The following is a 25,237-nucleotide window of genomic DNA, read 5'->3' as shown; positions in this document are numbered from 1 at the left end:
AAACTATAATATCTAAACAAGGTGCTTTTTAAGTTAATATTAGGTGTTATACTTAAATTACAAAAAATAAGTATAAAATAGTATTTTTACCACATAAATATACCCAATGAAAAAAGTTATAATAATAAACGGCCCCAATTTAAATTTATTAGGAAAACGTGAACCAGAAATTTATGGTGCTAATACTTTTGAAGATTTTTTTAACGAGCTAAAGCAAACTTATAAAACAATAGCGCTAAGTTATTTTCAGTCTAATATTGAAGGTGAGCTTATTAATAAATTACACGAAGTAGGTTTTAATTTTGATGGTGTTGTTTTAAATGCTGCAGCATACACACATACATCGGTAGCTATTGCTGATGCCGTAAAAGGTATTGAAACACCAGTAGTAGAGGTGCATATTTCAAACGTACATGCTCGTGAAGCATTTCGTCATAAAAGTTACCTTGCCGCTAATGCCAAAGGTGTAATTTCAGGTTTTGGTTTGCAAAGTTATAATTTAGCTATTCAAAGTTTTTTGTAAAAACCAATACCTTGCCGCTAGTAATATAAATAAAGGTAGTAGGGTAATTGATAGCAATTGTATTTTAGTTATCCAAATAATAGAAACAATCACTAAAAAGGCAAGTAAAAGCATGCAGTATTTTGCAATCCATTTTGGTGATTTTTTTTGTATTAAAAAGAAAGCTACTATAAGGTTAGGTGCAAATGCCCATAAAAAATTAAAGTTGTTTGGAGCAGTTGAGTGGTTAGTAAAAAACCATAAATAAACAATTAGCACCCCTAATATTCCTGTGGTAAAAAATAGTGCAAAATCTAACCATTTACTTCTTGTAGCATTCTTATAATCTTTATAAGTAATTATTAACCCAGTTATTAAAAGTATAAAAAATATTACAAACGGACTAATAGCATCGCTTTTTGATTCTTTTTCATCAAAATTTAATAAAACACTAGTTTTTGATACTAGATTCTCTTCTTTTCCATCTTTTAAAATTTTAGCAACATTTAATGCTTCATATACATAATCGGGTAAATATAAATATTCGCTAGGTGTTGCTGTTTTATCTAACCTGTTTCCTAAGGCTACATTTATTCCTAAGCTACCCCAGGTATTTGTATGAATTTCGTGGTTCATTAACGCTCGTAATGAGGTGTTTTTACTAACAAAATTATTATTGAAAATTAAATTATTTCCTATTACTTGTTTTATAATATCTCTAGGTTTAGTAGCACAATTATTAAAATAAGGATCGTATAAGTAACTAGCGTTTTTAGGTGAAGCATTAATTTCTAGAATAGTAAAAAAAATGTTTTTTTGTGTTTGTGTTAAGTTTAACACTTGTTCTTTTACCCAACGTTTATCTTGCTGAGCGCTTTTTAATGCTAAATAAAAAGGGTATTTAGCTAGTTTATATTTCATGTAACCTTTGGTAAAATCAGCATAAAAACTAGGGCCACTAAAATCAAAAATTCCATAATTATATATTAAGTCTAACTGTAAAACAGGATCTTTTACTCGTATAGCAGTATGTCCGAACTTTTCATATAAAGCCTCTCCAGGCCCTGATGTAATAATACTTATTTGCGAATAGGTAGATAATTTTAAAGTTTCCTGTATTTGTGAAAAAAGTAAGTTTGCACAAAATAAAAGAAAGAAAAGAGTGGTATTTTTTTTTATCATAATAAGCATCTAAAACATTAGACTTGAGTTATACAAATAACGTAATTAACATTAAAATAATTGTTGTTTTTATAAAGGATTATTTTAAAAACTAACTTTTATTTTTTCGTAAATAAATTTAATAATATAGTTTTCTAGCCATTTGTTTTTAGATGTTTTAAAAGAAGTTATAAAGCCAACATGCCCACCATATTTTGGCGTTGCTAAATAAAAATTGGTATTACTAGTAGCTTCTTTAAAAGGAAAACAAGCTTCAGATAAAAACGGATCATTAAGCGCGTTAATAAGTAATGTAGGTAGCTTAATATTATTAATATAAGGTTTAGAACTGGCTTTAGCCCAATAATCTTCTGGGCTTTTAAAACCAAATATAGGAGCGGTGTATTGTTTTTCTAAATGCCAAAGTTTTGTAGCGTTTAATACTTCTTTTTTATTTAATTTAAAATCAGGAAATTTAGCCGATTTGGCTATTATTTTAGGTTTTAAGGTTTTTAAAAATTCATTTAAATATAGTTTGTTTTTAAATTTAGCTAATTCAGTTTGTGAGCTAGTTATATCAATAGGTGTAGAAATAGCAATACCACCTTTTACTTTGGTAGAAATATGTTCATATTCACCTAAATATTTTAAAGTTAAGTTGCCTCCAAGGCTAAAACCAACAATAATAATGTTTGTATAGTTACTGTTAGTAGCAAGATGTTTGATTATAAAATGTACATCATCCGTTTTTCCGCTGTGATAGGTTTTTAAAAGTAAATTATCCTCTCCACTACAACTGCGTAAATTCATACAAACAGTATCAAAACCACTGGTGTTTAAATAACTAGCGGTGTTAATCATGTAGTTAGATTGTGAACTGCCCTCTAAACCATGAATTAATAAAATTAAGGTTTTTGAGCCTGTTAATGAGAAATCTAAATCAATAAAATCATTATCCCATGTTGTAATTCTTTTTCGTTGATAGTTAATAGTACTTTTCATAAACAAAGGACGATATATGGTACTAAAATGTGCACTTTTAAAAGGTAACAACGGGTTAAAATGAGCAGTAACAATTGGCATGTTTTTAGTTTAAGGCTATTAATAACAAATATGACAAAAAATAAGTAAAATGTAAAAATGAGATAATGATTTCTTATTTTCGCTTTAAATAATAAAAAGAATGAATATTAAAAAACATATTCCTAATTTATTAACCTTAGGAAATTTATTATGCGGTACTATAGCTATTATTTTTGCTATTAAAGGTGATTTTGTTGGAACAGCAATTTTAGTAGTTATAGGTATTGTTTTTGATTTTTTTGATGGTTTAGTGGCTAGAATGTTAGGTGTTCAAGGCGAATTAGGAAAACAACTAGATAGTTTGGCTGATATGGTTACCAGTGGGGTAGTACCAGGTATTGTAATGTTACAGCTCTTTGTAACAGCTTTAGATGTTGATGCTGCAGGGTATTTTGGTGTTGACGTATATGGAGCTACAGGTAGTAATATACCTTATATAGGGTTGTTATTAACCTTAGGAGCTTGTTATAGGTTGGCTAATTTTAATATAGATACACGCCAGTCTGATTCTTTCATTGGTATTCCAACTCCTGCTATGGCACTTTTTGTTATTTCTTTACCACTTATAGCAGAGTTTGGTAAGCAACCATTTTTTATTAATTTAATTAATAATCAGTATTTTTTAATAGCAATAACTATTATTTTAACGTTTTTAATGAATGCAGAAATTCCGTTATTTGCTTTAAAATTTAAAACTTTTGTATTTAAAGAAAATGCTTTAAAATATATTTTCTTAGTACTTTGTGTATTTTTATTAATTGTATTAAAATTTGTAGCCATTCCTTTAATAATATTGTTATACGTTGTTATTTCTATATTTAACAATTTTAAAAAAGTATAAATTAGCTATTTTAGTAGGTATTTATTAAAAAGTATATAGCTGTATATAATGGTATTCATAATTATATAAAAATGGATTTATTTAGCCATTTCATACACTTTTAAATGTTTTTTAAGAATACCTGATGGGGTATTTTTGGTTTCATCAAAAATTCGAGTATCTCCGAATAAAATAAAACTGTCTTTTGCTCTAGATACCGCTACGTTTAACATATTTGGTTTATTATCTTTTTCAAAAAACATAGTACCTTCATCTAAATTTGTATATACAGAACTAAATAAAATAATACTACGTTCGGCACCTTGTAAGGCATGCACAGTGCCTAATTTAATATCGTTTACCTTAAAACCTGCTTCTATTAATGCTTTTGATAATTCTCCTTTTTGGCTGGCAAATGGGGTAATAATACCTAAAACACTTTCAATACTTTTTACATTATAGGCTTTTTGTATTTTTTCTTTATTTTGTTGTAGCCATGTTATAATGGCTTTTACTTCGTTAATGTTACAGCGGCTGTTAAATTTACGTTCGCTAACCCCTTCAATATGATAAGCCATCATTGATGAAAAAGCTTGATTTTCTTTAGCCCTTCCTTTCATAGGTTTTAAAATACCATTGTAAGCTAATTCATTACAAAAATTAATAATTTCATCATTACATCTTCGGTGTTCTAATAAAATCAATCCTTGCTCTTTTTTTTCAGACAAAGGTGTTTCAAACTCACAAGCATTTTGTGCCATTTTCATAATATTTCCGCTTGATGCTAAAAAGCCCATTTGGGTTAAATAAGTTTCATCGTTTTGGTGTTGAAGCATTTTTAAGGTGGTTAAGTTACCTACATCTATTTTGGTTGGTATAGACCAAATAGGTTCAATTTGTTTTAAATCGCCAATAACAAAAGCTTTTTGAGCTAAAGAAAATACAGGAATACTAACTTCGGGGGTTACTTGACCAGCTTCATCAATAATTAAAAGATCTAAAAAATTGTATAACGGAAGGTATTCGAAAACTGGTTTTCCGTTTTCATCTTCTGCTTGAAACTGACTGTATAAAAAATGACTTGGTGCCATGTAAAATGTTGCTACAAAGCAAGGGGTTAACATTGCTCTACGTTTCCATTTGTTTTTAACAGCATTTTCTCCTGTTCCTTTTTCCGTATCATTTTCTAGTGCATCTTTTGTGGCTAATAACCAGCGTGCCTCCCAATAATGAACGGCTAATAAAAATGCTTTATGGCGAAGTTCCATATCTAACTCGTCATAAAAAAAGCGCTGTGAAATATCGTTCGAATTTATTTTTTCGTATTCATTATTCCACATTTGAGTTTCAGAAACAAAAGGAAATCCTTTTATCTTATTTTCAGACTTCCAATTTTTTAAACGTAAGTTAGCTTGTAATGCTAAATTTAGGTTAGCAATACATTTTTTAATAAAAGCGGTTGTTTTTTCGGTACTTGAAATTATATCTACACTAATTTTAAAAATAAAATTAGTGTTATCGGTAGTATTATTGGTATTAACTTTAAAATATTTTTGTACTTTATCTGTAAAATCAGCTTGTTTTACAGCCGATTTTAAACGAGTTATTATAGTACGCCACTCTTTTAAAGCACTTATTTTAAAGGCATCTTTTTTAATGTAATCGGCTTCGTTTAAAAGAATACTATTAATAAAATTGATACTGTTTATGTAGTCTCTTGAAAAATCAACCCCATCAATTAAAGTATTTTGAATTGTTATAATTTCATCTTGTAAATAATCGCAAACATCTTGTAGTGAATTTGTTTCGGCATGATAATAATTACAATAATTGGTTAAAAAGTAATATTCAGCATCTTCAATATAGGTATTGTTTTCTAAATTACATAAAGTACCCTCATGACCAAATAAGTTTCCTTTTAAAAAATTAATATTTTTTAACGTTTTTTCACTTTTAGAATTAGACGGTAAATAAGTAGCATACCCGTTAAAATCAGGAATCCAACGCATGGCTAAACTACCCATACTACTTTCTGAATTAATAAAACTATCAATAATATTGGTAACCGCCTGGTTGTTGTTAGAACAAGCTAAAATTACCGGTGCATCTTCTCCTTTAATAGCTGCTTTTACAAATTCAGTAGCTACTAAACTTTGCAATAAGGTAGTTTTACCAGTTCCTGGAGGTCCGTTTACAGCCGTAACAGCATTTTGTTCGGCCGTTAAATAAGATAGTAATGTTTTACGCTGACTTATAGATAACGGAAACTTGTTAGACATTTGTCCTAAATGCAAATGGTTGTAATTTAAAAAACCAGCATCGGTAACCGCGTTTATTCTGTTTTTAGCAGACGGATTTATAATTTTTGATAGAATAGGTAACGTTTCTTCATTTTTTAATAAATTTTCGTATAAAAAAAGAATACTTTTTGCTGTTGATATTTTTGAACTTACCGCAAAAAAAGTGAGTTGGTATTGAGTTACGTATCTATCAGCTTTATAATTACCTAACGTACTATTAGTTATTTTTGAAAATATTAAGTTTATATAATCCCAGTATTCAGCCCAAAGTATAGTTTCATCTTCATATTCAGCTTTAGGAGTTTCTATATCTTTGGCATCTAAAATAGTATCAATAGCTGAAAAAATAAAATCATTTTTTACATCGGCAACAGGGGTAAGGTAATTACGAACAATTAAAGGAAACAATTCTTTTGGTGCCAATAATTGGCCTGAGCGATTTACAACAGCAACAATCCAAAACGGATGAATAGCACGTTGTTTGTATTTTGAATTATCAGTTTGATATTCTAAATGAAATGGTGATATGAGAATTTTAGTTTCTTGAACCTTATGCCACTTATTACTATCTTTTTTAGTTATTCCTTTTAATCTATTAATTCTTCGCTCTTCAACATCTAATAATTCGTTTGCTTTTTTAGAATTAATTAGTGCATTGCTTAAATCGGATGTTTTTTGATGAAATAAATTTTTAATTTTAGAAATATCAATTGCTAAATTTTCGCTATCAGATAAACTATTTTTATAATATTGCAACCATTTTTTTTCGTTTTTCATGCCTTTTAAGAAGTGCTGTATTTTATATGTTTAATAATAAAAAAAGGATGGCGAAAATACGTTATTAAAAATATTTGAAATTGTTTTTAATAGGGTATTTATTAACAAAAAAAAGTGTTTGTTGTTTTTTTTAAAAGAAAAATAGGTAGCTTAATAAAGCATTGCCTATAAATACTTTTTTAATAAAAATTGTTTTTATTGCTGAGCGTAATGGTGATAGTCTTTTATAACAGTAGCTATAAAATCTATTGGTTTTTGGTTGGTAGTGATATTTGTTAATGCTATTATTTTTTCGTGTAGTTTTAAAATAACGTTGTATTTTCTTTTATTTTTAGCATCTTCATATATTTTTTTTATCGTATGTATATCTTTATCGGTTAGTAAAGAAACTTGTGTGTAAACAGGAGTATAATTTTCTGAAATATCACTAGCAATTGTATTTTTTAAGCTAATTTTTTTCTTTTCAGAAATTACAGTAGTAGCTGCGGCTATATCACCTAAACGTTGCCCTTTTCCGTTCAAAAGGATAGTTAAAACAGCAACAGATCCACCGGCTAAACTAAAATCGATTATGCGTAGTAACCAACGTGTTAAATAACTACCAAAAGTAGGTTCTGACCCATCTATTTTAACAACTCGAGTTTGGTTAAAATATTTACCAGGTGTTTGCCCGTTCATTAATGTTTCAAAAAGTAAGCTGTAAAAAAAAGAAGGAAGTGCTAATAGCATATATAAGCTCATATACTCCATGCTTGGCGCTATATTAAGCATTGTCATGATTAAAAACATAATAATATAGTAGCCAGTAATAAATAAACCATCAATTAAAAACGAACCAATACGTGTGGTAATATGAGCTAGGTTTTGATGTATAGTTATGTTTTGAGCTGTTTCTATTTGTAAATTATTCATTAATTAGTTTTTCTATTTTTTTATATGATTACTGTGTTAGTTTTTTTAGTTTAGCTAAGATAAAAATATTCTATGATAAGAAAGGTTTCTTTTACTTTTTGCTGTAATTTTTTAGAGAAATGAGAGAGGCAGCTTTTGTAAAAAAAAATAAAGAAAAGTGGCAGTTGTTTGAAGATGCTTTATACAATAAAACGTTAGTTTCACCTGATACATTAGCCTCGTTATACGTAGAGTTAACAGATGATTTAAGCTATGTAAAAACTTTTTACCCACATGGAAACACTTTTGTGTATTTAAACTCGATAGCCGCTGTGGCACATCAAAAAATTTATAAAACTAAAAAAGAAAGTAAAAATAGATTGTTTACTTTTTTTAAAACTGAATTTCCGTTACTATTTTACAAACATCAAAAACAGTTGCTAATTGCCTTTAGTGTGTTTGCTTTTTTTAGTTTAGTAGGTGTTTTTTCATCAGCAAATGATGTTGATTTTGTTCGCCTTATTTTAGGTGATAGTTATGTGAATATGACTTTAGAGAATATTGAAAAAGGTGATCCGATGGCAGTTTACAAGAAGTCCAATGCGGTAGATATGTTTATAGGAATTACCATAAACAATATAAAAGTAGCCATGTATGCTTTTGTTTTAGGAATCTTGTTTTCTTTAGGAACGTTATATATTATGATGCAGAATGGTATAATGTTGGGTTCATTTTTATATTTTTTTTATGATAAGAATTTGCTTTGGGAATCGTCTCGAACTATTTGGATTCATGGTACCATAGAAATATCAGTAATAATAATTGCTGGTTGCGCAGGTTTGGTTTTAGGAAACGGATTATTATTTCCGAAAACCTATTCTCGATTAGAATCTTTTAAAAAAAGTATGAACGACGGATTAAAAATTATGGTAAGTACTATTCCGTTTTTTATTATAGCCGGTTTTTTAGAAGGTTTTGTAACGCGTTATACTGAAATGCCTAATTGGCTAGCAATTTTTATTATTTTAACATCATTAATAATCATTATATTTTATTACATAATTTATCCAATTAATATTTATAAAAATCAACATAAAAATGAATAAGGAGTACATTGAGTTTAAAAAAGAAAGAGATTTAGGAGCTATTATTACCGATGCTTTTAAGTTTATGCGTTTAGAAGGAAAAGATTTTTTTTTAACCATTTTAAAGGTAGCAACAATACCTATTTTAATTACAATAGTTTTAGGAATATTTGTAGGATACTCTTTTATTAATTTATCAAAAGAAAGTACCTCTGATATGTTAGGTATTGGTGGTGCTGGTTTTATAATGGCCATTTCTTACATAGTAACTATTGTGTTTATTAACCTTGCAGGTATGTATTATATTAAATCATACATTGATAATAATGGAGTTATAAATGCAACTGAAATAAAAGAAAATTCGAAGCAAAAATTTTGGTCGTTTGCAGGTTTTGGAATCATAGCAATGTTAATTCTTGTGTTAAGTTTATTATTATGTGTACTACCTATGTTTTATACAGCAACCGTTTTATCATTAGGCGCATCAATATTAGTTTTTGAAAACGAATCAGCAACCACAACTATTACAAAATGTTTTAGTTTTATAAGGGGGCATTTTTTAGAAACATTTGGTGTTATTTTTGTTGTAGCACTTTTGGTAAGTATTTTAGGGTATGTTTTTCAAATACCAGCAACTATATATCAGTTTATTAAAATAGGAATAGGTATTGATAATCAAGATCCAACAGCTGTATTTAATTTATTTAAAGACCCTATTTATTTAATCTTATATTTTATATCTATAGTAGGGCAATTAATGTTTTACGCTATTACTTTAATTACCAACGTTTTTATTTATTTTGATATTAACGAACAAAAAAACTTAACAGGAACCATAGAAAAAATTGAAGGCTTAGGTCAGTAATATATTGAAACACTTACTTTTTTATATAATATTTTTATTTTTTTCTGTTAGTGTATTTTCACAAACAGCAAAAAATAAGGTTAAGTTTGATACGTTAAATATTGAACTTCAAAAATTCGATGCTAAAAAAATAACAACATATAAACAACAAAAAGATTTTATTTATATAACTAAAAAATCAGCAACCACTGTTTTAGATAAATTATGGAATTGGGGTAAACGAGTAGTAAAAAAAATAGTTTCTTATTTTTTTGATGATATTAAACCTGTAGTTGGTTTTTTAAAAGTTGTATTAAAAATTTTACCATATATAACAGCAGGTATCATTTTATTTTTAATACTTAAGTTTTTTTTAAAAGTAAATTTTATAAATATTTTAGGGGCTAAAAAAGCAAAGGCTATTGTAAGTTTATCAGATGAAGAAATATTGATAAACAAAAGTGACTTACCAACGCTTATTAATAAAGCCATAAATAACCAAAATTATAAATTAGCTACTCGATATTATTACTTGTTGCTATTGAAAAACTTATCAGAAAACGAATTAATTTCTTGGCAACAAGAAAAAACAAATGAAGATTATATTAGAGAATTATCATTAAATAAAATTTTATATAAAGATTTTAAAAAACTATCACATTTGTATGATTACGTTTGGTACGGGGAGTTTTTAATAGATAAAGAAAAATTTTTACAAGCAGAAGCTAGTTTTAAAAAAATAATTGCTAAAATTTAAGCTTTTGGATAAAAAACTAAAAATATACATTGGTTTATTAATATTTATTGTGCTTGGTATAACTTATATCGAGTCTATAAAGCCAAAAGAAATTAATTGGTTTCCAAGTTACAATGCGAAACACAAAATACCGTATGGAACTTATATATTACACAAAGAAATGCCTTCTCTTTTTGCGAATAAAAAAGTAAAAGAAGTGTATGAAAGTCCGTATTTGTTTTTAAAAGATTCAATAAATAAAGGAACTTATTTTTTTGTTGATGGTAAGCTAAATTTTGGAGAAGAAGAGTTTAATGAGTTGCTAAAATTTGTAGCAAGAGGAAATGATGTTTTTATAGCTACCAACGGTTTACATATAGATACATTAAACGTTAAAACAAAACAGTTAAGTACCACTGCTTTTGAAGAAAAAGCATATCAAAAGATAGTTAATAAAAAATTAGATGCGAATGAGTATCATTTTGATAGAGATTTTCCGAAAGCTTATTTTTCGAGTGTAGATACTTTAAAAACAACTATTTTAGGTGAATTACTTATTAAAAATGAAAAAGATTCCATTGTAAGTCGTAAACCTAATTTTATTAAAACTAAATTCGGAAAAGGTGCTTTTTACTTACATACATTTCCACAGGCATTTACCAATTACAACATGCTTTTAAATACAAATTATAGGTATGTAGCAAGTGTGTTATCTTATTTAGATGCTAATAGTTCAGGAGAACAAAGGGGAGGTTCTGGTAGTAGTTCTACAATTCTTTGGGACGGGTATTATAAAACAGGAAAAAGGGGAATAAGTTCACCAATGCACTATATTTTAAGTTCTAAACATCTTAAATGGGCGTATTATATTGCTTTAATAGGAGTTTTGTTTTTTGTTATTTTTAAAGGAAAAAGAAATCAGCGATTTATACCTGTAATTACGCCTTTAAAAAATCAAACATTAGCATTTACAAGAACCATTGCGAATATGTATTATGAAAAATCAGATCATAAGAATATAGCAACTCATAAAATAAATTATTTTTTAGAATATATAAGAGTTACACACCGATTGTCAACCTTAAAAATTGATGCTGTTTTTTATGAAAAGTTAGCAAGCAGAAGTGGTAATTCATTTGAGAAAATAGAAGTTTTGTTTAATAAAATTTATAACATAAATACTAAAAGTATTATTTCAGAAGACGAGCTGATAGCTTTAAATAAAATGATTGAGGCTTTTAAGAAAAATTAAAAATATGAATACAGGTAATAACCAAGCAACAGAAACTAATGAACTATTTTCAAGTAGAATAGATTTATCAAAATTAAAAGAAGCTGTGGCTAAAATAAAAGAACAGTTAGCAAAGGTAATTGTAGGTCAAGAAGATTTTATAGAACTGTTATTAGTTGCCTTATTAGCTGACGGACATGTATTGATTGAAGGTGTACCTGGAATTGCAAAAACAGTTACGGCAAAGTTGTTAGCAAAAACGATAGCGACAGATTTTAGTAGAATTCAGTTTACACCCGATTTAATGCCTTCGGATGTATTAGGAACGTCTATTTTAAATATGAAAACATCTAATTTTGAATTTAAAAAAGGACCAATTTTTTCAAATATAGTATTGATTGATGAAATAAACAGAGCACCTGCAAAAACTCAAGCTGCTTTATTTGAGGTGATGGAAGAGAAGCAAATAACGATGGATGGAGAATGTTATGTTATGAATCCGCCTTTTATGGTATTGGCAACTCAAAACCCTATAGAACAGGAAGGAACTTATGCGTTGCCAGAAGCACAATTAGACCGTTTTTTATTCAAAATAAATGTTGGATATCCTAGTTTAGAAGAAGAAATTAAAATAATTACTACTCATAACAATCGAAAAGGTGCATTACCACAATCAAAAATTGAGGCTGTTTTAACTGAGTCAGATTTATTAGAATATAGAAGTAAAATATTTGAGGTATTGGTAGAAGAAAAAATTATTAAATACATTGCCCAACTAATATCTAATACACGTAACAATGCACATTTATATTTAGGAGGTTCACCAAGAGCAAGTATTGCTGTACTAATGGCATCTAAAGCTTTTGCAGCAATTAACGGACGTGATTTTGTGATTCCTGAAGATGTAAAAAAAAGTATTTACCCTGTGTTACGTCATAGAATTATGTTAACTCCAGAAAGAGAAATGGAAGGTATGACGACAGATAAGGTTATTGATATAATTGTTCAATCTGTAGAAGTTCCGAGATAGTGATTAATTTCTTCAAATCAATATACATTCACAGTCGCTTTTTTAGTTATATAAGCGTGCTGTCGGCATTGTTTTTAGTGTCGTTTTGGTTTCCTATTATATACAACGTAACATGGTTATTCGTTTTGTTATTTTTAATAATGATGTTTGTAGATTTAATTATTTTATATCGATTTAAAAACGGATTTTCATCTAAGCGAATAGTGCCAGATAAATTATCAAATTCAGATGACAATAAAATTGCAATTACGTTAGAAAATAACTATCCGTTTCAAGTTTTTATAGATGTTATAGATGAATTACCGGCACAATTTCAAAAAAGAGATTTTGAATATAAAACAGCACTTCAATTGGCAGAAAAATCAACTTTTATGTACACTGTTCGTCCGGTAGAAAGGGGTGTGTATAACTTCGGATCTGTGCATGTTTTTGTATCTTCTAGATTACAACTATTTTCAAGAAGATATACTTTTTCAGATGATAAAAATGTAAAAGTATATCCGTCGTATGTTCAAATGAAAAAGTACGAGTTTTTGGCAATGCATAATAATTTGACAGAGTTCGGAATGAAAAAAATTAGACGAGTAGGTCAAACAATGGAGTTTGAGCAAATTAAAAATTATATTCCGGGTGATGATGTGCGTAACGTAAATTGGAAAGCAACAGCCAAAAGAGGGGAGTTGATGGTAAACCAATATCAAGATGAAAAATCACAATCTATTTATTCAATTATCGATTTAGGTCGTGTTATGAAAATGCCTTTTGAGGGGTTAAGCTTGTTAGATTATGCTATCAATTCAACCTTAGCGTTTTCAAACATTGCCTTGTTAAAAAATGATAAGGCAGGTATGCTAACATTTTCTAAAAAAGTAGAAAAAATTATAGCTGCAAGTAGTAAAAAAACAAATTTAGATTTAATAAACGAAGAGTTATATAATATAACAACCAATTTTACAGAGGCTAATTTTGCATTACTGTACGTAACTATTAAAAGAAAAATTAATCAACGAAGTTTATTGATTTTATATACAAATTTTGAACATATTTCTGCTTTAAAAAGGCAATTACCTTATTTAAAAGCAATTGCTAAAAAACACTTATTGGTTATTGTTTTTTTTGAAAATACAGAGTTGGATAGTTTGATAAATAAAAATTCAAAAGATTTACAAGATATTTATCATAAAACAATAGCTGAAAAATATGCGTTTGAAAAACGTTTAATAGTAAAGGAGTTACAACGAAATAGAGTTCATGCTATTTTAACAAAGCCTGATCAATTATCTGTAAATGTAATAAATAAGTACTTAGAGTTTAAAGCAAAAGGAATGATATAAAAAAGCAACCTAAATAGGTTGCTTTTTTATAAATAAAATTTTATTTATTTTGCAATTCATTTAATCTTTCCATCATTAATTCTTCATTTCCTATAGCATCCCATCCTATTAAAGACATTCCATAAATTATAAAAGCAAAAACAATAATATTAATAATTATACCAATAATACCTAATGTTTTAGCAATACTTGCATTTTTAACACCCTCGTATATATCAGGGTTTTCATCATTTAACTTAATAGCTTTATTACCCATAATAAAGGCAGCAATACCAAGAGGTAATCCAATAATACCATAACAACAACAGGTTATGATTGAGAAAATGCCTAAAACTAAGGCTATTGTAGCGTTAGGTAATTTTTGTTTTTCCATAGTTTTAATTTTTAAAGTAATTGATTTATTTTTATAATATAACTTATAATAATGATAATTATATTTATGATAGCTAAAATTCTAATTAATTTTTGAGCGTATTTAATATTTGTAAAAAAATTAACAACAACAATTATAGCTAATAGTAATAATGTATAAATTGCTGGATACATTTTAAAAGCTGCAATAAAATTACCGTGAATTAGTAAATTTAATGCTCGTTGAATACCACAACCTAAACAATCAATTCCAAAGAATTTTTTATTTAAACAAGGCAACATATAATCGTTTAGTTGTAAATACATATTTATTTAAACATATCCATTCCAGGAATATTTGGCATTCCATCTTTTGCTGCAACGGCTAATTCATGTTCATTAATTTGACCAGCTCTTTTTAAAGCTTTATTTAGAGTTAATATTAAATAATCCTCTAACTCTTCTTTATCTTCTAATAAAGATTCATTGATTGATATAGCTTTAATTTCGTTATTAGCGGTAACAGTAATTTTTAAAGCACCATTAGCTGTTGACTCATCAATTAAAACAGTATTTAAACGTTTTTTAGTTTCTTCAACTTTTTTTTGAGCATCTTTTAATTTACCCATCATTCCTGAAATATCTCCAAACATTTTTTTAATTTTAAATTTAAATTAAAGCAAAAATAGTACTTTACTAGTAAAATATTCAACTTAATAGAAAATGAAAAAAATAATGCAAGCTACTATAGCTTTTAGTCTTATTTTTGTTAACTGCAAAAACAAAGAAATGAATAAAGATATTATAGCTCCAATAGCCGAAAAGCAACCGAAAAACTTAGAAAAACATGGAGACATACGTACTGATGATTATTTTTGGATGCGTTTAACCGACGCTCAAAAAAATGCAGAAGTTAAAGATGAACAAACTCAAAAGGTATACGATTACTTAACTGCAGAAAATTCTTATTATGAAGAAAGTACTAAATTTACAAAAGACTTTCAAGAGCAGTTATTTGAAGAAATGAAAGGACGTATTAAGGAAGATGATGAATCTGTACCTTATAAAAAAGATGGTTATTATTATATTACACGTTATAAAAAGGGGCAGCAATATCCTATTTTTAGTAGAAGAAAAGGTGATTTGTTAGCCAAAGAAGAAATAATGTTTAATGTAAATGATGAAGCTAAAGGCTATGATTATTTTCAATTAGGTGGCTTAAGTATTTCGTCAAATAATAAGCTAACTACTTTTGCTACTGATACGGTAAGTCGCCGTCAATATACTATTAAAATTAAAAATTTAGAAACAGGTGAAATTTATCCTGATAAAATAGAAAATACTACAGGAGCTGCTGTTTGGGCAAATGATAATAAAACAATTTTTTACACCAAAAAAGATCCTGAAACATTACGAAGTTCACAAATATACAAACATGTTTTAGGAACTAATGCTACTGAGGATGTATTAGTTTTTGAGGAAAAAGATGAAACTTTTGGAACTTTTGTAACTAAAACAAAATCAAAAAAATATTTAATTATAGGTTCTTATAATACCGTTTCTAATGAGTATCAGGTATTAGAAGCAGTTAATCCAAATGGTAATTTTAGAATTATACAGGCTCGTGAGCGTGATTTAGAGTATGATATTGCTCATTATGAAGATCATTTTTATATAAAAACAAATAAAGATGGAGCAATTAATTTTAAATTGATGAAAACTCCAGAAAATAAAACTGAAAAAGAAAATTGGATAGATGTAATTCCGCATAGAGAAGATACTTTATTTGAAGATTTTTCAATTTTTAAAGAATATTTAGTTTTAGAAGAAAGAACTAATGGTTTAAATAAAATTAGAATTAAACGCTGGGATGCTACCGAAGATTATTATTTGCCTTTCACTGAAGAAACTTATTCGGCAGGTGTACATGGAAATCCAGAATTTGATACCGATGTAATTCGTTTTTCATATAATTCAATGACTACACCTAGCTCTGTAATTGATTTTAATATGAAAGATCAATCTCAAGAAGTAAAAAAGGAACAAGAGGTTTTGGGAGGTAAGTTTGATAAAGAAAACTATGTAAGTAAGCGTATTTGGGTTACTGCGCGCGATGGTAAAAAAGTAGCCTTATCAATAGTACATCATAAAAACACAAAACTTACAAAAGAAACTCCAATTTTACAATATGCATATGGTTCTTATGGGCATACAATTTCTGACGGATTTTCAACAACACGTTTAAGTTTATTAGACAGAGGTTTTGTATATGCATTGGCGCACATTAGAGGTAGCGAGTATTTAGGCCGTGAGTGGTATGAAGATGGTAAAATGTTAAATAAAAAAAATACTTTTAACGATTTTATAGACTGTTCAAAGTATTTAATAACTGAAGGTTATACATCACCAGCTCACTTATATGCTATGGGAGGTTCTGCCGGAGGGTTATTAATGGGGGCAATTATTAATATGAATCCTGAATTATATAATGGAATAATAGCAGCGGTACCTTTTGTAGATGTAATTTCAACTATGTTAGATGATACGATTCCGTTAACAACAGGTGAGTATGATGAGTGGGGAAACCCAAATGATAAAGAATATTATGACTATATTAAATCATATTCTCCCTATGATCAAGTAAAAGCAAAAGCCTATCCTAATATTTTAATCACAACAGGTTTACATGATAGTCAAGTACAGTACTGGGAACCAGCTAAATGGATAGCTAAACTTAGAGATGTAAAAACAAATAATAACATGTTATTTTTACAAACAAATATGGAAACTGGTCATGGAGGAGCTTCAGGTAGGTTTGATTCATTAAAAGAAACAGCACAAGATTATAGCTTCTTTTTAATGTTAGAGGGTAAGTTAGAAAAATAATTATATTTTTGTGCTCAATTGAGTATTAGAGCATCATTGTAAAATAACATTGAAGTAATCTCAATTAGATAAATTCGTGTTCATTTTTACAATGACGCTTTCTTATTTTATAATAATAATGAATAGACACAAAGGTATTACCAATTCAATATTAGATTTAGTTGGGCAAACTCCAATGATAAAGCTAGATAAAATAACTAAGAATTTCTTAGGTACTTATTACGCAAAAGTAGAAGCCTTTAATCCTGGGCATTCAGCAAAAGATAGAATAGCATTGCATATCATTGAAAGCGCTGAGAAAAAAGGTATTTTAAAACCAGGAGATATTATTGTTGAAACAACCTCAGGTAATACAGGTTTTTCAATAGCAATGATTAGCGTTATAAAAGGTTATAAATGTATTTTAGCAGTAAGTGATAAATCATCACAAGATAAAATAGATATGTTAAAGTCAATGGGAGCAAAGGTGCATGTTTGCCCTGCTTACGTTGCAGCCGATGATCCTCGTTCTTATTATGAAGTAGCTAAAAGATTACATAGAGAAAACCCAGGTTCTATTTACATTAATCAATATTTTAATGAGTTAAATATTGAAGCTCATTATAAAAGTACAGGTCCTGAAATATGGAAACAAACTAAAGGTAAAGTAACACACATAGTAGTTGCTAGTGGTACTGGAGGTACCATTTCAGGTACAGGAAAGTATTTAAAAGAAAAAAACCCTAAAATAAAAGTTTTAGGAGTAGATGCTATAGGTTCTGTTTTAAAAAAATACCATGAAACTGGTAAGTTTGACGAAAATGAAATATCACCATACAAAATAGAAGGATTAGGTAAAAATTTAATACCTACAGCTACTGATTTTGATGTTATTGATATTTATGAAAAAGTTTCAGACAAAGATGCAGCACTTAAATCAAGAGAGTTAGTAAAAGTAGAAGGTTTATTTTGTGGTTATACATCAGGAGCAGTTTTACAAGCTACTAAACAATATGCTGATAAAGGGTATTTTGATGCTGACAGTGTAGTTGTTATTATTTTACCTGATCATGGTTCTCGTTATATGAATAAAATTTATTCAGATAAATGGATGAAAGAACAAGGTTTTTTAGAATAGTTTTATGTCTGCTTTTTAAGTTTAGAATAATTAATAAAAATATAAAATATGAATATTTCATTAGAACAAGCAGAGGAAATTATTTCGGTAGCAAAAACTAAATCAATAGCAATTGATACAAAAATGAATATTGCCATAGTAGATGCAGGTGCAAATTTAGTAGCTTTTGCACGTATGGATGGAGCTTGGTTAGGATCTTTAGATATTTCAATAAAAAAAGCAAAAACAGCTCGTTTTTTTGATATGAATACAGGAGTTGTTGGTGAGCTATCACAACCAGGAGCTCCTTTATATAATATTGAGCACTCTAATAACGGATTGATTACATTTCCAGGAGGAGTGCCTATTAAAGATGCTAATGGTACTATTATTGGTGCAATTGGTGTTAGTGGTAGTTCTGTAGAGAATGATCATACTGTAGCTGAAGCTGGAGCAAATGCTATTTAAACAGTTTTTTAATAAAATGGAAATAAAAAGGATAGCTTATTAAGCCATCCTTTTTATTTAATAAGTTAAAAAACGATAGCAAATTATAACTAATTATTCAATGATTTATAGTTGATTCGTGGTTAATTTTGATAATTTATCATTATAATATAATATTTTCATAAAAAAAGCGTATTATTTAATTATAATCAAATATATTTATATCAAACTTTAAAATTTTAATATTTATGAAAAAACTATTTTTTTTAGCAGCATTATTTTTTGCTGTAGCATCCTATTCTCAAATTGAATTTGTTGAAAAAACAAAAATAGATGTTGTTGGACAAGTAGAATTTGTTTACCTAGAAAAAGTAGGTAATGAGGCATATAATTTATTTTATAAAAATGTTAACAATCCAGTAAATGAATATATCTTTTTTTCATTTAAAAATGTAGATAATGATGCCAATAAGTTACATCAAATTATTGCTAGAGGTTATGAAGAAGCAACTGGTAGTAGATATCAAATAAAAGCTAATGGAGAAGCGGTATATTTTAAATATGTAAGAGATCAAGGTGAAGTTAAGATGAAAATTCAACAATATGTAAGTAGAGAACCTGATGTTTTAACAGAATCTAAGTTATTAACTTTAAGTGAAGTTAATAAGTTATTTAATAATTAATAAAGTTATTAGTGCTTTTCTAAGTAAATAGATAGCATTTTAAAATATAAAATAAATAATAAACACCTTAGTAATACTTGTATTGTTAAGGTGTTTATTATTTATAAATACTTAAAGCTTTAAAACTATTAATTTTTTAAGGTAATGAATTAATGTATTTAATAGTTTTAGCATTAAATATAGTAGCTTTTTCAACATTAACTACATGCCCACATTTTTGTATTATAACTAAAGAAGCATTTACATGTTTTTCTACGACACTTTTAATAGAAGGTAAAAATAAATGATCTTCTTCTCCCATAATATATAAAGTAGGTATTTTAAGATCTTTCATTCTAAAAATAAGTAATAGTGGATTAATTTCAGAAGTTAATTTAAACCAACGTAAAAATTCTTTTTGATATAATTTTTTGGCTTCATTAACAAAAAGGGAACGTGATTTTTTATGATTTTTTTTAGGCATTATTATAAAAGCAAAAAGCTTATACAATAACATATAAGGAACTACTGATTTAAACAAATTTCCCACGAAAATTAAAAATCTAGAGCGTAAATTTAGTTTAATAATAGCACCTCCCATAATCATACTGCTAACCAAATAAGGCTTTGATTCAGCTAAGTTTCTTATTAAAATAGTACCTAGTGAAATGCCTACAAAATGTGATTTTTTAATCTTTAAATGCTCTATAACTTCTACAATATCATCAGTAATAGCATCAAATGTATATTTTTTATTAAAAGGTGTTTTTATAATAGTTTTACTATCGCCATGACCACGCAAATCTAAAATTAACACATTAAAGTGTTTTTTAAAATCTCTAAGTTGTTTGTACCAAATAGAACTACTACCACCTGCTCCGTGAACAAAAGTTACCCACTGTGTAGAGGTAGTGTGTTTGTAAGAATAGTAATTTAACAAAAAGAATAAAATTTAAAATTCACGCTAAAATAATTTAATTTATCAACTTTAAGTATTTTTAGGGTAAATAAATATACACTACCTATCTTTGCAATTAATAAAAACTTCATAGATATTCAAATATTATGGCAATAACAGTAAAAACACAAGAAGATATTTTAGCAAAACTAAATATCTATGAGTTAAATGAAATGCAACAAAAAGCTATTTCAGTAATAGATACAACAGCAAATACAGTTATACTTTCACCAACAGGAACTGGTAAAACTTTAGGTTTTTTATTGCCAACATTAAAATTAATAGATTCTGAAAATAAAGAAATTCAAGCTTTAATATTAGTGCCATCAAGAGAATTAGCTATTCAAATAGAACAGGTTATTCGTGAAATGGGAACTGGTTTAAAAGTAAATGCAGTGTATGGTGGACGTTCAATGGCAAAAGATAAAATTGAATTAAAACATATACCAAGTATTTTAATTGGTACGCCTGGTAGAATTTTAGATCATTTTGCAAACGAACGTTTTTCTAAAGATAGTATTCAAACTTTAATTTTAGATGAATTCGATAAATCATTAGAAGTTGGTTTTGAATCTGAAATGAGAGGGATTATCAATCAATTACCAAATCTTAAAAAACGTATTTTAACTTCTGCAACGCAGGAAACAGAAATCCCACAATTTGTTGGTTTAAATAAACCAACGGTATTAAATTACTTAACAGGAAAAAAATCAAGACAATTAACCTTGAAAACGGTGGTTTCTCCTATTAAAAACAAAAACCAAACGTTACTTGAATTGTTACAGCATGTAGGAAATCAGCAAGGAATTATTTTTTGTAACTTAAAAGATAGTATTAATCACGTAAGCGAATTTTTAGGTAAAAATAAAATAGCACATAGTTGTTTTTCTGGAGGAATGGAACAAAGAGATCGTGAGCGTTCATTAATAAAATTCAGAAATGGTACAAGTCAGGTATTAATTGCAACTGATTTAGCTGCAAGAGGTATTGATATTCCTGAAATGAAATATATTATTCATTACGAATTGCCAGAAAGAATTGAGGAGTTTACTCATAGAAATGGTAGAACTGCAAGGGTAAATGCAAAAGGAACAGCATATATTTTAAAATGGCAAAAAGAAAATTTACCAGAATTTCTTAAAAATATTCCGAATGAAGATATTTCTCAGAAACAAAAAATAAAAGCTCATTATTGGGAAACTTTATTTATTTCAGGAGGAAGAAAAGATAAAATATCAAAAGGAGATATTGCAGGATTATTTTTCAAAAAAGGAAACTTAACAAAAGAACAATTAGGTGTTATTGAATTAAAGCAAGATTGTGCTTTTATATCAGTTCCTGTAAGTGAAGCAAAAAAATTAATTGAAGAATTAAATAATACGCGTTTAAAAAATAAAAAAGTACGTATTACTTTGGCTTAAGAATTAATCAAAAATAATAAAAAAGGCTATTTCTTAAATTTAAGAAATAGCCTTTTTTTATAAATTAATTACAGAATAACTATTAAAGACGTTTTTCATTACTTAAAATTTCTTTTACAGCTATTTGATATTTTTTCTGATTTCCAGCTTTTTTAATCTGTTTATAAGTTTTCTGCGGATTATCAAATGACTTTGAAAAATATTCCCAAAAACCTAACATTTTCATTTTGATAGGTGTTGGTCCTGATAAAGCTTCATCATATTGTTGATAAATTTCATTATGAAAAGCTTCAAACCTTTGCCATCTATCTTCAGGATATTCCGTTTTATTGTCTTTAATCATTTGTGGTAAAAACGGATCAGCAATTAAACCACGCCCAATCATAAAATGACTAATACTAGGAAAACGCTCTTGCATGGCTTTAAAACCAGCTACTGTTGTAATATCTCCGTTATAATATAATTGATGTTTAGCAACATCAATACATTTTTGAAAAGCATCTAAATCAACACCACCTTTGTATAATTGCTTTCCTATACGTGCATGAATGGCAATATTTTTTAAAGGATATTTATCTAAAATAGGAAAGGAGTTTAAAATTTCATTACTATTCTCATATCCCATTCTCATTTTCATTGAAACTAAAATATCAGTTTCGTTGTGTGCTTTGTGTAAAACTTCATCAATTCTAGCAGGATTACAAATTAATCCAGAACCCATTCCTGATTTTGTAACCATCGGATACGGGCAACCTAAATTCCAGTTTAATTCTTTATAGCCTAAGCTTTGTACATATTTTGCAACAAATAAAAATTCATCAGGATCGTTGGTTATTACCTGTGGAATTACGGTTAAAGTGTCATTGTTTTCAGGTAACAAATCACGCTTATAACTCGATTTTATAATCATTTTTCCATTCAATCTAATGTATGGCGCGTAATAAGTATCAATACCTCCGAAATATTTATGCTGTGCATTTCTAAATCTAAAATCGGTAAAACCCTGTAAGGGTGATGAAAGTAATGTAAAACTCATAGTATCTAATAAGCTACAAATATAACTTACTTATTCTTGATATTTTAAAGTAAAACTTTATACTTTTGAAATAGATTTAACTTACATGAAAAGAGTTTTTAACTTCTTAAAACAGTACAAATTAAAAATAATTATTACTAGTATATTAATCATTATTTACTATTCATTTTTGCCTAAACAATTATTTTTAACACCAACATCAACAGTAGTAACCGCAAAAAACAATGAATTATTAGGAGCTGTTATTGCAAAAGATGGGCAATGGCGATTTCCTGAACTAGACTCTGTTCCTAAAAAATATGAAGCCTGTATATTACAATTTGAAGATGCTTATTTTTATAAACACTTTGGCTTTAACCCCATTTCAATAATAAAAGCTTTTACAAAAAATATTAAAGCAAAAAGAGTAGTGCGTGGTGGAAGCACCCTTACACAACAAGTAATTCGGTTATCAAGAAAAAACAAACGTAGGTCTTATATCGAGAAAATAAAAGAACTCGTTTTAGCAACTCGGTTAGAGTTTAGGTATTCAAAAAAAAATATTTTAAAATTATATGCTTCACACGCACCTTTTGGTGGTAATGTGGTAGGGTTAGAAATGGCTTCTTGGCGTTATTTCGGGTTAAAACCCTATCAGCTTTCTTGGGCACAAACAGCAACTTTAGCAGTATTACCAAACGCACCCTCTTTAATTTACCCTGGAAAAAATCAACAAAAGTTAAAAGTTAAAAGAAATAGATTACTCAAAAAATTATATCAACAAAAAATTATTGATAAAGTAACGTATCAATTAGCTTTAGAAGAAAGTTTGCCACAAAAACCATACGTATTACCAAATATAGCACCTCATTTTGTACAAGAAATAGCTAAACAAAAAAAAGGAAAGCACATACAAAGTTCAATAGATATTCACATACAAAAGCAAGTAAACAATTTAGTAAAACAACACTATTTACGCCAAAAACAAAACGAAGTTTATAACATGGCAGTACTAGTACTAGATGTTGAAAGCAGAAAAGTATTAAGTTATGTAGGAAACTCGCCAACTAATAAAGCACATCAAAAAGATGTAAATAATGTTATTTCTGCACGAAGTACAGGAAGTACTTTAAAACCTTTTTTATATGCACAAATGTTACAGTCGGGCGCTATATTACCCACACAATTAGTAGCAGATGTTCCTACTGAAATAGCTGGTTATACACCAAAAAATTTCGATTTAAATTTTGATGGAGCAGTGCCTGCTAATGAAGCATTAACACGTTCTTTAAACATTCCTGCAGTTCGGATGTTGCAAACGTACGGAGTAGAAAAATTTAATGAAGATTTAAAAGCTTATAATATTTACAATATTAATAAATCGGCAGATTATTACGGATTGTCATTAATTTTAGGAGGTGCAGAAGCAAGTTTATGGAACTTATGTAAAACATTTGCAAGCTATGCGGGTATTGTAAATCATTTTGAAACCACAAACCACAATTATTATTCAAATGAATTTATAGAACCTAGTTATTTAAAATCTGAAAAAATAAATTTCGGAAATATTAAAAAAAATTACACACATATTGATGCAGGTGTAGCATTCACCACATTAAACACATTAACCGAGGTTAACAGACCTTACACTGATCAAGCTTGGAAATATTTTGATTCCTCTCAAAAAATAGGTTGGAAAACAGGTACAAGTTTTGGAAATAAAGATGCCTGGGCTATAGGGGTAACTCCAAAATATGTAGTTGGTGTATGGATAGGTAATTCTGACGGAGAAGGACGTACTGATTTAACAGGTGTAGGAAGTGCAGCTCCTTTGTTATTTAATGTTTTTAATATATTACCAAAATCACCTTGGTTTTTAGAACCTTTTGAAGCATTAATAGAAGAAGTTATTTGTGAAAAAAGTGGCTATTTAGCATTACCAATTTGTAAGTCGGTTATAAAAAGAATTCCTAAAAATGGAGTAAGAGCAAAACCATGCCCGTATCACAAACAAATAACTGTTGATGCTTCAGAGAGTTTTCAAGTAACATCTAATTGTGAATCTATAACCAATATAAAAACTAAAACATGGTTTGTTTTACCACCTTTAATGGCGCATTACTATCAACAAAAAAATGCTAATTATAGTATGCTTCCTAGTTACAGAAGCGATTGCTATAAGTCACAAAATAATACTATGGCTTTTGTGTTTCCTACAAAACATCGTTCTAAAATATCCTTAACAAAAGGAGTAAATAATCAATTAAACCCAATTATTTTAAAAGTAACACATACCAATGCTAATGCTACTTTATATTGGTATTTAAATAATGTTTTTATAGGAAATACAACTCAATATCATGAGCAAGCAATAACGCCCCAAAAAGGAAATTATAAAATTATGGTAATAGATAATTTAGGAAATGAAATAAACCGATTTATAAAAATTTTATAATCACATATTCATAATAATTACTTGAAGCTATTTCCCGCTTTTCGCACTCGCTTTTTTTAAGAAAAATAAAAAAGAGCTCAAACAATTGCTTCAATCGGGGCTAATTATTTCTATTTATTTTTAGTGAACTTTTTAATTTTACTATCACTTTA

Annotated in this window: 23 protein-coding genes; 14 read left to right on the top strand and 9 right to left on the bottom strand. The window is 28.0% G+C overall.

The window, feature by feature from the left end; translation table 11 throughout:
• Positions 1-106 precede the first annotated feature (106 nt).
• On the top strand, positions 107-523 hold the full coding sequence (aroQ, locus tag ACN5J4_RS01410) for a type II 3-dehydroquinate dehydratase (RefSeq protein WP_418650385.1): 417 nt from the start codon (positions 107-109) through the stop codon (positions 521-523).
• Here the strand turns inward: aroQ and ACN5J4_RS01405 are convergent.
• Both ACN5J4_RS01405 and ACN5J4_RS01400 read right to left on the bottom strand, forming a co-directional pair.
• On the bottom strand, positions 500-1,684 hold the full coding sequence (locus ACN5J4_RS01405; protein WP_418650384.1) for a DUF4105 domain-containing protein: 1,185 nt from the start codon (positions 1,682-1,684) through the stop codon (positions 500-502). The genes aroQ and ACN5J4_RS01405 overlap by 24 nt on opposite strands.
• An 84-nt stretch (positions 1,685-1,768) precedes the next feature.
• Positions 1,769-2,746, bottom strand: coding sequence for a YheT family hydrolase (locus ACN5J4_RS01400; RefSeq protein ID WP_418650383.1), 978 nt, complete (start codon positions 2,744-2,746; stop codon positions 1,769-1,771).
• A gap of 100 nt (positions 2,747-2,846) precedes the next feature.
• Between ACN5J4_RS01400 and ACN5J4_RS01395 the strand changes: the two genes are divergently transcribed.
• Positions 2,847-3,587, top strand: coding sequence for a CDP-alcohol phosphatidyltransferase family protein (locus ACN5J4_RS01395; RefSeq protein WP_418650382.1), 741 nt, complete (start codon positions 2,847-2,849; stop codon positions 3,585-3,587).
• A 77-nt stretch (positions 3,588-3,664) separates the two neighbouring features.
• On the opposite strand, the gene ACN5J4_RS01390 is transcribed toward ACN5J4_RS01395, so the two are convergent.
• Together ACN5J4_RS01390 and ACN5J4_RS01385 are read right to left on the bottom strand one after the other, a co-directional pair.
• Positions 3,665-6,643 (bottom strand): AAA domain-containing protein, encoded by a 2,979-nt coding sequence (locus ACN5J4_RS01390; protein WP_418650381.1) that lies wholly within the window; start codon positions 6,641-6,643, stop codon positions 3,665-3,667.
• 195 nt (positions 6,644-6,838) lie between these two features.
• Positions 6,839-7,555, bottom strand: a complete 717-nt coding sequence (locus tag ACN5J4_RS01385; protein ID WP_418650380.1) for an RDD family protein — start codon at positions 7,553-7,555, stop codon at positions 6,839-6,841.
• 119 nt (positions 7,556-7,674) lie between these two features.
• Here ACN5J4_RS01385 and ACN5J4_RS01380 point away from each other — a divergent pair, with 119 nt between their 5' ends.
• The 6 genes from ACN5J4_RS01380 (at position 7,675) to ACN5J4_RS01355 (ending at position 13,794) form a co-directional block, all read left to right on the top strand.
• Complete coding sequence (locus tag ACN5J4_RS01380) at positions 7,675-8,640, top strand: stage II sporulation protein M (protein ID WP_418650379.1); 966 nt, start codon at positions 7,675-7,677, stop codon at positions 8,638-8,640.
• The gene (locus ACN5J4_RS01375) at positions 8,633-9,484 is read left to right on the top strand and encodes a hypothetical protein (protein ID WP_418650378.1); all 852 of its coding nucleotides are present in this window, start codon (positions 8,633-8,635) and stop codon (positions 9,482-9,484) included. The genes ACN5J4_RS01380 and ACN5J4_RS01375 overlap by 8 nt, the downstream gene beginning before the upstream one ends.
• A gap of 4 nt (positions 9,485-9,488) precedes the next feature.
• Positions 9,489-10,220, top strand: coding sequence for a DUF4129 domain-containing protein (locus tag ACN5J4_RS01370; RefSeq protein ID WP_418650377.1), 732 nt, complete (start codon positions 9,489-9,491; stop codon positions 10,218-10,220).
• Between the two features lie 4 nt (positions 10,221-10,224).
• Positions 10,225-11,451: a DUF4350 domain-containing protein gene (locus ACN5J4_RS01365; RefSeq protein WP_418650376.1), complete on the top strand. Its 1,227-nt coding sequence runs from the start codon at positions 10,225-10,227 to the stop codon at positions 11,449-11,451.
• Between the two features lie 4 nt (positions 11,452-11,455).
• A complete protein-coding gene (locus tag ACN5J4_RS01360) occupies positions 11,456-12,460 on the top strand; it encodes an AAA family ATPase (RefSeq protein WP_418650375.1) in 1,005 nt (334 codons plus the stop codon).
• Positions 12,461-12,600: 140 nt separating this feature from the next.
• Positions 12,601-13,794, top strand: coding sequence for a DUF58 domain-containing protein (locus tag ACN5J4_RS01355; RefSeq protein WP_418650374.1), 1,194 nt, complete (start codon positions 12,601-12,603; stop codon positions 13,792-13,794).
• Between the two features lie 40 nt (positions 13,795-13,834).
• On the opposite strand, the gene ACN5J4_RS01350 is transcribed toward ACN5J4_RS01355, so the two are convergent.
• Genes ACN5J4_RS01350 through ACN5J4_RS01340 form a run of 3 tightly spaced genes read right to left on the bottom strand, consistent with a single transcriptional unit; the run spans position 13,835 to position 14,798 of the window.
• Positions 13,835-14,167 (bottom strand): CCC motif membrane protein, encoded by a 333-nt coding sequence (locus ACN5J4_RS01350; protein ID WP_418650373.1) that lies wholly within the window; start codon positions 14,165-14,167, stop codon positions 13,835-13,837.
• An 11-nt stretch (positions 14,168-14,178) separates the two neighbouring features.
• Complete coding sequence (locus tag ACN5J4_RS01345; protein ID WP_418650372.1) at positions 14,179-14,472, bottom strand: DUF2752 domain-containing protein; 294 nt, start codon at positions 14,470-14,472, stop codon at positions 14,179-14,181.
• A 2-nt stretch (positions 14,473-14,474) separates the two neighbouring features.
• The gene (locus tag ACN5J4_RS01340) at positions 14,475-14,798 is read right to left on the bottom strand and encodes a YbaB/EbfC family nucleoid-associated protein (RefSeq protein WP_418650371.1); all 324 of its coding nucleotides are present in this window, start codon (positions 14,796-14,798) and stop codon (positions 14,475-14,477) included.
• A 136-nt stretch (positions 14,799-14,934) separates the two neighbouring features.
• On the opposite strand from ACN5J4_RS01340, the gene ACN5J4_RS01335 reads away from it, so the two are divergent.
• The 4 genes from ACN5J4_RS01335 (at position 14,935) to ACN5J4_RS01320 (ending at position 19,257) form a co-directional block, all read left to right on the top strand.
• On the top strand, positions 14,935-17,031 hold the full coding sequence (locus ACN5J4_RS01335) for a S9 family peptidase (RefSeq protein ID WP_418651123.1): 2,097 nt from the start codon (positions 14,935-14,937) through the stop codon (positions 17,029-17,031).
• 118 nt (positions 17,032-17,149) lie between these two features.
• A complete protein-coding gene (locus ACN5J4_RS01330) occupies positions 17,150-18,148 on the top strand; it encodes a PLP-dependent cysteine synthase family protein (protein WP_418650370.1) in 999 nt (332 codons plus the stop codon).
• Positions 18,149-18,196: 48 nt separating this feature from the next.
• Positions 18,197-18,595 (top strand): GlcG/HbpS family heme-binding protein, encoded by a 399-nt coding sequence (locus tag ACN5J4_RS01325; RefSeq protein ID WP_418650369.1) that lies wholly within the window; start codon positions 18,197-18,199, stop codon positions 18,593-18,595.
• 227 nt (positions 18,596-18,822) lie between these two features.
• Positions 18,823-19,257: a hypothetical protein gene (locus tag ACN5J4_RS01320; protein ID WP_418650368.1), complete on the top strand. Its 435-nt coding sequence runs from the start codon at positions 18,823-18,825 to the stop codon at positions 19,255-19,257.
• Positions 19,258-19,393: 136 nt separating this feature from the next.
• Here ACN5J4_RS01320 and ACN5J4_RS01315 read toward each other — a convergent pair whose 3' ends face one another.
• Positions 19,394-20,176, bottom strand: coding sequence for an alpha/beta fold hydrolase (locus ACN5J4_RS01315; RefSeq protein ID WP_418650367.1), 783 nt, complete (start codon positions 20,174-20,176; stop codon positions 19,394-19,396).
• A 125-nt stretch (positions 20,177-20,301) separates the two neighbouring features.
• Between ACN5J4_RS01315 and ACN5J4_RS01310 the strand changes: the two genes are divergently transcribed.
• Positions 20,302-21,615 carry a DEAD/DEAH box helicase gene (locus ACN5J4_RS01310; protein WP_418650366.1) on the top strand — a complete coding sequence of 438 codons (1,314 nt, stop codon included), beginning with the start codon at positions 20,302-20,304 and terminating at the stop codon, positions 21,613-21,615.
• Between the two features lie 82 nt (positions 21,616-21,697).
• Here the strand turns inward: ACN5J4_RS01310 and ACN5J4_RS01305 are convergent, their stop codons facing one another.
• Positions 21,698-22,651 (bottom strand): tRNA dihydrouridine synthase, encoded by a 954-nt coding sequence (locus ACN5J4_RS01305; RefSeq protein ID WP_418650365.1) that lies wholly within the window; start codon positions 22,649-22,651, stop codon positions 21,698-21,700.
• Positions 22,652-22,736: 85 nt separating this feature from the next.
• Here ACN5J4_RS01305 and pbpC point away from each other — a divergent pair, with 85 nt between their 5' ends.
• Complete coding sequence (gene pbpC / locus ACN5J4_RS01300) at positions 22,737-25,085, top strand: penicillin-binding protein 1C (protein WP_418650364.1); 2,349 nt, start codon at positions 22,737-22,739, stop codon at positions 25,083-25,085.
• The last annotated feature ends 152 nt before the right edge of the window (positions 25,086-25,237 follow it).

Origin of the sequence: Tenacibaculum aestuariivivum (assembly GCF_964507685.1) — a bacterium.
Taxonomy (GTDB): Bacteria; Bacteroidota; Bacteroidia; order Flavobacteriales; family Flavobacteriaceae; genus Polaribacter; species Polaribacter aestuariivivum.
This window is presented reverse-complemented; position numbering and strand designations above follow the sequence as displayed.